9 protein-coding genes are annotated in these 10,181 nt (G+C 66.6%); 4 read left to right on the top strand and 5 right to left on the bottom strand.

Translation table 11 applies throughout. The features are described 5' to 3' along the window. Positions 1-190: 190 nt before the first annotated feature. From flhC to ACOQFS_RS08450, 5 genes are all read right to left on the bottom strand, one after another. Entirely contained in the window at positions 191-751 is a 561-nt protein-coding gene (gene flhC, locus ACOQFS_RS08470; protein WP_421562459.1) for a flagellar transcriptional regulator FlhC, read from the bottom strand. A 41-nt stretch (positions 752-792) separates the two neighbouring features. Then, entirely contained in the window at positions 793-1,119 is a 327-nt protein-coding gene (gene flhD / locus ACOQFS_RS08465; RefSeq protein ID WP_421562458.1) for a flagellar transcriptional regulator FlhD, read from the bottom strand. Positions 1,120-1,611: 492 nt separating this feature from the next. Next, entirely contained in the window at positions 1,612-2,508 is an 897-nt protein-coding gene (locus tag ACOQFS_RS08460) for a sulfurtransferase (RefSeq protein WP_421562457.1), read from the bottom strand. A 136-nt stretch (positions 2,509-2,644) separates the two neighbouring features. Further along, entirely contained in the window at positions 2,645-3,556 is a 912-nt protein-coding gene (locus ACOQFS_RS08455) for a DMT family transporter (protein ID WP_421562456.1), read from the bottom strand. A gap of 143 nt (positions 3,557-3,699) precedes the next feature. Beyond that, positions 3,700-4,854: an aromatic ring-hydroxylating oxygenase subunit alpha gene (locus ACOQFS_RS08450; RefSeq protein ID WP_421562455.1), complete on the bottom strand. Its 1,155-nt coding sequence runs from the start codon at positions 4,852-4,854 to the stop codon at positions 3,700-3,702. A gap of 287 nt (positions 4,855-5,141) precedes the next feature. Between ACOQFS_RS08450 and xseB the strand changes: the two genes are divergently transcribed. The 4 genes from xseB (at position 5,142) to ACOQFS_RS08430 (ending at position 9,759) form a co-directional block, all read left to right on the top strand. Beyond that, on the top strand, positions 5,142-5,384 hold the full coding sequence (gene xseB / locus ACOQFS_RS08445) for an exodeoxyribonuclease VII small subunit (protein ID WP_421562454.1): 243 nt from the start codon (positions 5,142-5,144) through the stop codon (positions 5,382-5,384). Continuing rightward, a complete protein-coding gene (locus tag ACOQFS_RS08440; protein ID WP_421562453.1) occupies positions 5,381-6,343 on the top strand; it encodes a polyprenyl synthetase family protein in 963 nt (320 codons plus the stop codon). Before xseB ends, ACOQFS_RS08440 begins: the two co-directional genes overlap by 4 nt. Before the next feature lie 135 nt (positions 6,344-6,478). After that, positions 6,479-8,401 carry a 1-deoxy-D-xylulose-5-phosphate synthase gene (gene dxs / locus ACOQFS_RS08435; protein ID WP_421562452.1) on the top strand — a complete coding sequence of 641 codons (1,923 nt, stop codon included), beginning with the start codon at positions 6,479-6,481 and terminating at the stop codon, positions 8,399-8,401. A gap of 275 nt (positions 8,402-8,676) precedes the next feature. Beyond that, positions 8,677-9,759, top strand: a complete 1,083-nt coding sequence (locus ACOQFS_RS08430; RefSeq protein WP_421562451.1) for a TRAP transporter substrate-binding protein — start codon at positions 8,677-8,679, stop codon at positions 9,757-9,759. Positions 9,760-10,181 lie beyond the last annotated feature (422 nt).

Below are 10,181 nucleotides of genomic sequence, written 5' to 3'. Positions count from 1 at the left end.
GCCGAGCCAGGGCCGCCCCGCAGCGAGGGCTGCGTCCCCTTCCCGAATCGCGCAGCGATTCGAGAGCAAGGGGCTGAGGGCTGCGGCTCCAAGCCTGCCTGCGCAGGTTTGGACAGCCCGAAGAGCTGCCGCCTGGGGCGGCCAGCACCGAGCGGTGCAGCCGGTCAGCCGCTCAGGGGATGGTCGGTATTCAGTGCAGCATCAGCGCGCCAGCCGACTTGCTCTTGCCGGCGCGGGCGGGTGGGTTGCACAGGCCGCAGGTGAAGTGGCGGTTCTCATACAGCTCGGTCACGAACTGGCCGCTGCATTGGCTGCACTGGGTGCGGGTCAGCATGCCGGCGTCCACAAATTTCACGAGGCGCCAGGCGCGGGTGAAGGACAGCAGCGGCTCGATCTCGGCCGTGGCGACCTGCTCGTTGTACAGGCGGTAGGCCTTGGTCAGCAGTTCCACCGCGTCCAGGTCCACGCCCTTGGACAAATATTCGTAGATGTTCAGGAACAGCGAGCTGTGGATGTTCTCCTGCCAGGTCAGGAACCAATCCGTCGAAAATGGCAGCTGGCCCTTGGACGGCGACTTGCCCGCGATCTCCTTGTACAGCCGGATCAGCCGCTCGTACGACAGCGTGGTCTCGGACTCCAGCACCTGCATGCGGGCACCCATCTGGATCAGCATGGCAGCGCGCTCGATCTGCTTGGACTCGTTCAGAACGCTCTTGACGGGGGCTTTGGCGGTGGTGGAGGAGGAGGGCATGGCGGGCTTTCAGGCAAAAGGGCGGGCGTTGGGCGACGGGGTCAGAGCACTTCCGACACGCGGCTGGCCATCAGGATGTTGGCGTGCAGCGTGTTGGTGGCGTCGTTGCCCACCTTCTTGGCCGAATGGTTGGTGAGCAGGCTCCACACCAGGTTGTCATCCACGCGGAAGCTGCACAGCAGCGTGTTGCGCGAGGCCAGCTTCATCACCTGCGCTGCAGACAGCGATGCCAGGATGTCGGCCGATTCCTCGTTCATGCCCAGCCGGAACACGGCTTCCGCCTTGTCCTGGCGAATCAGGTTCTGGGCCAGCATCAGGTAGGTGAGGTTGGCTTCGCGGATTTCAGCGAGGAGTTGTTCGTTGGTCATGGCGGCTTCCTTTTTTCCAGTTCCGGGCCTTGCGTTTCCTGCCGTCTGCAGGTGTTGCGTGATCCGTTGAAATGGATTGTGAAACCGCCCCAATCAGAAATTAAGTCGGGGTTTGGATGCGCAGCGTGTCTGGTTCTGCGGTGGGCTGTGTAGGAATTTGCCTTACACACGCATCAGCCACTTGCTGGCATTTCAGGCGGTGGCGCTTGCTGCACCCGGGCGCACGGTGCGCCCGATTCTGCTCATGGTTTTGATAGCGCCCTCAAAACCATCTTTTTTGCACCTTTGGCAACGGCGTGGGTGGTGTGGGTGTGTTTTCAGCCCATTTTCATCGCCGGGCCGCCCCAAGATGAAAAGCGGCCCCCTCTGGGGGGCAGCGACCACACGCAGTGGGGAGCGTGGGGGCAATTTTTCATCGCCGGGCCGCCCCAAGATGAAAAGCGGCCCCCTCGGGGGGCAGCAACCACACGCAGTGGGGAGCGTGGGGGCTATCTATTTCTCCACAGGTCGCGCGGGATCGCTGCACCACTCGCTCCAGCTGCCCGCAAACAGCGCCGTGGGCCCCAGGCCCGCCACTTCCATCGCCAGCAGGTTGGGCACGGCGCTCACGCCGCTGCCGCACTGGTGCACCACGGTGGCGGGGTCGCGGCCTGCCAGCAGGGCCTCGAATTCGGCGCGCAGCACCGCGGCAGGCTTGAAGCGGCCATCGGCGCCGATGTTGTCGACAAAAGGCCGGTTGAGCGCGCCGGGGATGTGGCCGGCCACCGGGTCAAGCGGCTCGACCTCGCCCCGGTAGCGGGCGCCCGCACGCGCGTCGATCACGGTCTGCCCGGGCTGGCCCAGCCGCGCCAGCACATCGCCGGCGGTGGCCAGCGTGCGCAAGGGCGCGCCCAGCTTGAAGTGGGACTGGAAGTGCGCGGGCTCTTCGCCGCTGCGCACGGCGCCGTCGGCCGCCTGCCAGGCCTGCAGGCCGCCGTCGAGCACGGCCACGGCATCGTGGCCTGCCCACTTCAACATCCACCACAGCCGGCCGCAGTAGTTGGCGCCCTGGCGGTCGTACACCACGGCCTGCATGTTGTTGGCAAAGCCCACGCTGCTGAGCCACGTCGCAAAGCGCTCGCGGCTGGGCAGCGGGTGGCGGCCGCCGGAGGCGGGCTGGTCGGCCTCCTGCGCCGTCAAGGTGCCGCCCGCACCGGGCGCGCCGTGCTTGGCGCTCAGGTGGGTGTCCAGGTGGGCATACACCGCGCCGGGGATGTGGGCCTGCGCATATTGCTGCGCGCCCGCTGCAGGCTGCATGAGTTCGAAGCTGCAGTCGAACACCATCAGCGGCGCGCCGCTGGCCATCAGCGACTGGAGTTGTTCGGCGGAGATCAGGGTGGTGTAGGTCATGGTGTGATCGGTGGCGGGGCCGGCCGCGCGGTGTGGAACGGGCGGTGCCATCATGGAAATGGCGGTGCTTTCATTGTGCGCAGTGGTGGTGCGCTGTATGTAGGCCTTGGGCCAACACTCGCGCCCAGGCGGGGGCTCAATGTTCCTCCGCCGGGGTGCCCGGTGCGGCGCGTGCCCGCAGGATGGTGGCGAGGATGCCGCTGCCCACGATGAGCGCCATGCCGAGCCAGCCGATGGGCGGGATCTTGTCGCCGAACAGGGCCACGCTGTAGATGCCCGCAAACACGATGCCCGAATACTGCAGGTTGGCCACCACCAGCGTGCCCCGCTGGCTCTTGGCGCTGGCGTAGGCGCGGGTCATGCACAGCTGGCCCCCGGCGGCCAGCACGCCGATGGGCAGCAGCCACAGGGCCTGCCAGCTGGGCCAGTCCGACATGCCGGTGAACAGCATGGCCAAGCCGCCCGCCACCGCAGAGCCCACGGCGAAGTAGAAAACGGTGCGCGACTCGGGTTCGCCCAGGCGCGAGAGGGCCACCACCTGCATGTAGGCAAACGCGGCCGACAGGCCCGACAGCAGGCCAACCAGCCCTGCAAAGGCCTGGTTCTGGTCGAGGCTGGGGCGCAGCATGAGCACCACGCCCGCAAAACCGGTCAGCACCGTGAGCACCAGCGGCCCCTGCAGGGCAGGCCGGGGCGCTGCGGCAGAGGGCCGCCACGCCAGCAGCGTGCCGCCCACCAAAAAGGCGGCGATCCACACGCTGCTCATGTAGTTGAGGGTCATGGCCGTGGCCAGCGGCAGGTGGGCGATGGCGTAGAACCAGGCGCCCAGCGACGCCACTCCGACCAGGCTGCGCCAGGCGTGCATGCCGGGGTAGCGGGTGGCCAGCGTCACCTTCTGCGAGTGCGACAGCAGCCACAGGATGCCCATGCCGATGATGCCGCGGTAGCACACCAGCTCCGCCGAGTTGAAGAAGTCCGACGCGATCTTGACGCACACCCCCATGCTGGCAAACAGAAACGCGGCCAACACCATCCAGAGGGCTTGCATCGGGTTGTGATCTTTGTGACGTGCACCAGCGGCGGTGCAGAAATGAAAATAGCTGCCGGCGCTTAATTTTTAAGCACCGGCAGCTATTGTAATGAGAGCAGGCCGAGGTGGACCTGCCGATTGGCGGTGTTTTGCCGCTGTATTCAGCGCTTCGCGGCCTCGCTGCCCAGGGGGACGCCGCCCATCGCCTTGCGGTACCACTCGTGGAAGTGCTGCATGCCGTCTTCCATGGGGCTTTGGTAGGGGCCGACCTCGTTGTCGCCCCGCGCCAGCAGCGCCTTGCGGCCGGCGTCCATGCGCTCGCCGATCTCGTCGTCCTCGACGCAGGTTTCCATATAGGCGGCCTTCTGCGCCTCGACGAATTCGCGCTCGAAGGCAGCGATTTCCTCGGGGTAGAAGAACTCCACCATGTTCAGCGTCTTGGTGGGGCTGACGGGGTGCAGCGTGGACACGGTGAGCACATGCGGATACCACTCGACCATGATGTGCGGGTACAGCGTGAGCCAGATGGCGCCGTACTGCGGCGGCTTGCCTTCGCGGTAGTCGAGCAGGGCCTTGTGCCAGCGCTCGTACACGGGGCTGCCCGCCTTGCCCAGCCGGTTGGCCACGCCCACGGTCTGCACCGAGTAGTTCTGGCCGAACTCCCAGCGCAGATCGTCGCAGGTGACGAATTGCCCGAGGCCCGGGTGGAACGGGCCGACGTGGTAGTCCTCCAGATAGACCTCAATGAAGGTCTTCCAGTTGTAGTTGCACTCGTGCAGCTCGACGTGGTCCAGCACGTAGCCGTCAAAGTCCAGGTCGGCGCGTGGGCCCATGCGGGCCAGCTCGGCGGCCACGTCGCAGCCGTTGTCTTCAAACAGAAGGCCGTTCCACTCGCGCAGCGGGTAGTTGTTCAGGTTCAGGCAGGGGTCGTGCGCAAAATGCGGCGCGCCCAGCAGCTCGCCCTTCGGGCTGTAGGTCCAGCGGTGCAGGGGGCACACGATGTTGCCGCCCGCGTGGCCCTTGCCCTGGCCCTGCAGCGAGCCACGGCCCTTGAGCATGACGGCCTGGCGGTGGCGGCAGACGTTGGAGACGAGTTCGACGCCGCCCTGCGCATTGCGCACCAGCGCACGGCCTTCGCCCTCCTGGGGCAGGGCGTGGTAGTCGCCCGGGTTGGGCACCGCCAGTTGGTGCCCCACATAACGGGGCCCGCGCTGGAAGATGGTGGCGAGTTCGCGCTGGAACAGCGCCTCGTCAAAGTAGCTTGAAACTGGTAGTTGGCTTGCGGCCTGCTGCAGTTGAAGACTTAAATCAGACATGGGTGACCTGACCTAAAGACTCCCCACAGGGAGGTGCGCTCTGGCGCATGAAAAAACGAAACCGGCCGAGCAAAGTACCCACAGCCGGTTCGACGAAAGAAATGGGATTATAGGCGGTGGGGTTATTCCCGCACCCCCGTTACGTGATTAGGCCGCGCGTGCAAGCGCTCCCGCCCCTTTCGGGCCAGTGGTGCCATCCTCGCCAAAGGCCCATGGCGGCGCGCCGCAGGCACGGCAGCGGTGCGCCTAAAATCGTCGGTTTTTCACCCGCGCTCCGCGCCCCGCCCATGCCCAAGGCCCCTGCCGCACCCCCCCCACCTGCAGAACCTTCCAGCTACGAAGCCGCGCTGGAAGAGCTGGAGCAGCTGGTGGCCCGCATCGAATCGGGCCAGTTGCCGCTGGACCAGATGCTGGCCGGCTACCAGCGTGGCGCCACGCTGCTGGCGTTCTGCCGCCAGCGGCTCGAAGCCGTGCAGGACCAGATCAAGGTGCTGGACGAGGGCCAGCTGCAACCATGGACGCAGGAATGAGCGCCGTCCCCATGCCCCTCCAATCCGTTTTTGACACCGGCCCCTGGAGCCTGCACCACCTCGCCCGCGTGGAGCAGGCCCTGTCGCAATGGGTGGGCGTGGATGCGCCGGCGGGCCTGGGCGACGCCATGCGCTATGCCGTGCTGGATGGCGGCAAGCGCCTGCGCCCGCTGCTGGTGTTGGCCGCGCACGAGGCTGCAGGCAGCGCTGGCGCCAGCGCTGAAGGTGGTGCACAGGCGGCAGACCGGGCCGCGATGGACGATGCCGCCCTGCGCGCCGCCTGCGCGGTCGAACTCATCCACGCCTATTCGCTGGTGCACGACGACATGCCCTGCATGGACAACGACGTGCTGCGCCGGGGCAAGCCCACCGTGCATGTGAAGTTTGGCGAGGCGGCGGCGTTGCTGGCGGGCGATGCGCTGCAGGCCTTTGCGTTCGAGCTGCTCACGCCCGGCGGCTCGGACATCCCCGCAGTCACCCAGGCCACGCTGTGCCGCCTGCTGGCGCACGCCGCAGGCTCGGCCGGCATGGCCGGCGGGCAGGCCATCGACCTGGCCAGCGTGGGCGTGGCGCTGACGGAAGACCAGCTGCGCCGCATGCACCTGCTCAAGACCGGTGCGCTGCTGCAGGGCAGTGTGCTGATGGGCGCGGTGTGCGGCCGCGCTTCGCCCACCGCCTACCAGGCCTTGTCGGACTATGGCGCGGCCATGGGCCTGGCGTTCCAGGTGGTGGACGACATCCTCGATGTGGTGGCCGATTCCGCCACGCTGGGCAAAACGGCCGGCAAGGACGCGGCGGCCGACAAACCCACCTATGTATCCTTGCTGGGCCTGCAGCAGGCCCAGGCCCATGCGCAGGACCTGCTGGCCCAGGCCCATGCAGCACTGGCACGCAGCGGCCTGCCCGACACCCGCGCGCTGGCGGCCCTGGCGGACATGGTGGTGCGGCGGTCGTACTGATGCGATGGGGCTGCCTGCCATGCCCGCCGCGGCGCCCACCCGGCGCGTGCCGGCCCTGCCCACTGTGAAAATTTGAATCAAATTGCCCGTTAGCGCTTATCTGTAAAGCGCTGACAGCTATTAAAAAGATAGTAAATGTCCACCACCACCTATCCCCTTCTGCAGACCATCAACGACCCGGCCGACCTGCGCCAGCTGTCGCGCGCGGACCTGAAGGCCCTGGCCGCAGAGCTGCGGGGATTTGTGCTGGAGAGCGTGTCGCAGACCGGCGGGCACCTCAGCTCCAACCTGGGTACGGTGGAGCTGACGGTGGCCCTGCACCGCGTCTTCAACACCCCCGAAGACCGCCTGGTGTGGGACGTGGGCCACCAGACCTACCCGCACAAGATCCTGACCGGCCGGCGCGAGCGCATGCACACGCTGCGCCAGCTGGGCGGCATCTCGGGCTTTCCGCAGCGCGCCGAAAGCATCTACGACACCTTCGGCACGGCGCATTCCAGCACCAGCATCTCCGCCGCTTTGGGCATGGCGCTGGCCGCCAAGCGCAAGGGCGAAAACCGGCATGCGGTGGCCATCATCGGCGACGGTGCCATGACGGCCGGCATGGCCTTCGAGGCGCTGAACAACGCCGGTGTGGCCGACTGCAACCTGCTGGTGGTGCTGAACGACAACGACATGAGCATCAGCCCGCCCGTGGGTGCGCTCAACCGCTACCTCGCCCAGCTCATGAGCGGCCAGTTCTATGCTGCCGCCAAGAACGTGGGCAAGACCGTGCTGAGGCCCGTGCCGCCCCTGCTGGAGCTGGCCAAGCGCTTCGAGCAGCAGGCCAAGGGCATGGTGGTGCCGGCCACGCTGTTCGAAAAATTTGGCTTCAACTACATCGGCCCCATCGACGGGCACGACCTCGACTCGCTGATCCCCACGCTCGAAAACATCAAGAGCCTCAAGGGCCCGCAGTTCCTGCACGTGGTCACCAAAAAGGGCCAGGGCTACAAGCTGGCCGAGGCCGACCCCATCGCCTACCACGGCCCCGGCAAGTTCGACCCCAGCGTGGGCCTGACCAAGCCCGCCACGCCGCCCAAGCCCACCTTCACCCAGGTGTTCGGCCAGTGGCTGTGCGACATGGCCGCGCACGATGCGCGCCTCGTGGGCATCACGCCCGCCATGCGCGAGGGCTCGGGCATGGTGGAGTTTGAAAAGCGCTTCCCCGACCGCTACTACGACGTGGGCATTGCCGAGCAGCATGCCGTCACCTTCGCGGCCGGCATGGCCTGCGAGGGTGTGAAGCCCGTGGTGGCCATCTATTCCACCTTCCTGCAGCGCGGCTACGACCAGATGATCCACGACGTGGCGCTGCAGAACCTGCCCGTCGTGTTTGCGCTGGACCGTGCGGGCCTGGTGGGGGCCGACGGCGCCACGCATGCGGGCGCGTACGACATCCCCTTCGTGCGCTGCATTCCCAACATGAGCATGGCCTGCCCCGCGGACGAGCGCGAATGCCGCCAGCTGCTGACCTCCGCCTTCGAGCAGGACCACCCGGTGGCCGTGCGCTACCCACGTGGCAGCGGGGCCGGTGTGGCGCCGCTCGCCGGGCTCGATGCACTGCCCTTCGGCAAGGGCGAGATCCGCCGCGAGCGCCGGGGCGGTGATGCGGCTGCCCCTGTCCAGGCCCATGCGCCGCGCATCGCCATCCTGTCGTTCGGCACGTTGCTTTATCCCGCGCTCGAAGCCGCCGAGGCCCTGGATGCCACCGTGGTCAACATGCGCTGGGCCAAGCCGGTGGACGAGGCGCTGCTGCGCGAAGTGGCCGCGCGCCACGATGCGCTGGTCACGCTGGAAGACGGCGCCGTCATGGGCGGTGCGGGCAGCGCCGTCACCGAAGCGCTGCACGCCGCAGGCATCGAGCGCCCGGTGCTGCAGCTGGGTCTGCCCGATGCGTTCATCGAGCACGGCGACCCGGCCAGGCTCATGGCGCTGCAGGGGCTCGATGCCAAGGGCATCCAGGCCTCCATCGAGGCGCGCTTTCTGGCAGTTTCGCAGCAGGCCCGCGCGGCCTGAGAGGCCCGGCAGCCCGTGCTGGGCGCGCCCTCTGCCGCGCCATTCGGTGCCTGAGTGTGCCGTGGCTTGCGCGCGTCCCGGTGCGTGCGCACACGCTGTCGCACAGATGCTTGCAGAAGCCTGAAGTCTTGTACAAGACGTGGATTTTTCGCGGGAAAACCCGCAAAAGTCCTCAGGGTCATGTTCCTACAATGAACCCGGCTGAAACAGTCCTTGGACCGCCGTGCACAACGCGTGCGCCCAAGTTTTTCAATCAATATATCGGAGAGAACCTCATGGATCGTCGTTCAATCATCAAGCAGGCCGGCATCGCCGGCGTGCTGGCTGCAGGCGTTGCGCCCGCTGTCCACGCCCAGGCCGCCATTCGCTGGCGTCTGGCCTCCAGCTTCCCCAAGTCGCTGGACACCATCTACGGCGGTGCTGAGGTTTTCGCCAAGGCCGTGAAGGCCATGTCGGGTGGCAAGTTTGAAATCTCCGTGCACGCCGGCGGCGAGCTGATGCCCGCCTTCGGCGTGCTGGATGGCGTGCAGAGCGCCACCGTCGAGATGTGCCACACGGTGCCGTACTACTTCTACGGCAAGAACCCCGCCTTCGCGCTGGGCTCGGCCATTCCCTTCGGCTTCAATGCCCGCCAGATGAACGCGTGGATGATGCACGGCAACGGCCGCAAGCTGATGAACGAGTTCTATGCCAACTACAACGCCATCAGCTTCGCCGGCGGCAACACCGGCACGCAGATGGGCGGCTGGTTCCGCAAGGAAATCAAGACCCCTGCCGACTTCAAGGGCCTGAAGATGCGCCTGGGCGGCGGTCTGGTGGGTGAAGTGATGACCAAGCTGGGTGCCGTGCCCCAGAGCATCCCCGGTGGCGAGGTTTACCAGTCGCTCGAAAAGGGCACGCTGGACGCCGCCGAGTGGGTGGGCCCCTACGACGACCAGAAGCTGGGCTTCAACAAGGTCGCTCCGTTCTACTACTACCCCGGCTGGTGGGAAGGCGGTCCCGAGGTGGACTTCTTCGTCAACAACAAGGCCTATGAGGCCCTGTCGGCCGACAACAAGGCCATCATCGACGCAGCCACGGCGGTCGCTCACACCGACATGCTGGCCAAGTACGACGCGCTGAACCCGGGTGCCCTCAAGCAACTGGTCGCTGCGAAGACCAAGGTGCTGCCTTTCTCGCAAGCCGTTCTGGACGCCTCCTTCAAGGCTTCGATGGAAGTGTTCGCCGAGAACGATGCCAAGAGCCCTGAGTGGAAGAAGATCTACGCCGACATGCGCAACTTCCAGCGCGACCAGATCCTCTGGTTCCGTTTTGCCGAGTCGCGCTTCGACACCTTCATGTCCGCGCAGAAGGTCTGACGCACCCACATTGCCGGGTGCCATGCACCCGGCAACGGTCCGTCAAACACCAGCCCGCAGCCTGTCTGCGGGCTTTTTTTTGGCTTGGCGCACCTTGCTTGCGGCCGCCGCCGTTCGTGCTCACGTTGGGCATGGGTTTGTCACGCCCGATGCAACGTCGCTGGGGACCTGGGCGCACCAAACACCGGCAAGCCTACCCAGCACTCGCGCCGTGTGCCGAGGGACAGTCCTTGGTGCCGGATAGCCGAGCACTGGAAGATATGAGCGTGATCGACCCAGTCGGGTAGCGTGGCCCCGAGCAACGGCCCGAAGCAAGCAAGGCATCACCAGGAGTCTGCGCGGCAGAAGGAGCATCGGCTGCAACGCGCGATAAACCGGTCTCGCGCGGTGCTACCGCCTGCGCCCAGGGGACTACCCTGGGC

Origin of the sequence: Paracidovorax sp. MALMAid1276 (genome assembly GCF_049198005.1) — a bacterium.
GTDB lineage: Bacteria > Pseudomonadota > Gammaproteobacteria > Burkholderiales > Burkholderiaceae_C > Acidovorax.
The sequence above is the reverse complement of the archived record's forward strand: the minus strand, read 5'-3'. Positions and strand labels throughout refer to the sequence as shown.

Bases quoted from the DNA above. Each gene is read 5' to 3' on its own strand.
- flhC (WP_421562459.1), bottom strand. From the start codon at position 751: ATGCCCTCCTCCTCCACCACCGCCAAAGCCCCCGTCAAGAGCGTTCTG.
- ACOQFS_RS08460 (WP_421562457.1), bottom strand. From the start codon at position 2,508: ATGACCTACACCACCCTGATCTCCGCCGAACAACTCCAGTCGCTGATG.
- xseB (WP_421562454.1), top strand. From the start codon at position 5,142: ATGCCCAAGGCCCCTGCCGCACCCCCCCCACCTGCAGAACCTTCCAGC.
- ACOQFS_RS08450 (WP_421562455.1), bottom strand. From the start codon at position 4,854: ATGTCTGATTTAAGTCTTCAACTGCAGCAGGCCGCAAGCCAACTACCA.
- ACOQFS_RS08440 (WP_421562453.1), top strand. From the start codon at position 5,381: ATGAGCGCCGTCCCCATGCCCCTCCAATCCGTTTTTGACACCGGCCCC.
- flhD (WP_421562458.1), bottom strand. From the start codon at position 1,119: ATGACCAACGAACAACTCCTCGCTGAAATCCGCGAAGCCAACCTCACC.
- ACOQFS_RS08455 (WP_421562456.1), bottom strand. From the start codon at position 3,556: ATGCAAGCCCTCTGGATGGTGTTGGCCGCGTTTCTGTTTGCCAGCATG.
- dxs (WP_421562452.1), top strand. From the start codon at position 6,479: ATGTCCACCACCACCTATCCCCTTCTGCAGACCATCAACGACCCGGCC.
- ACOQFS_RS08430 (WP_421562451.1), top strand. From the start codon at position 8,677: ATGGATCGTCGTTCAATCATCAAGCAGGCCGGCATCGCCGGCGTGCTG.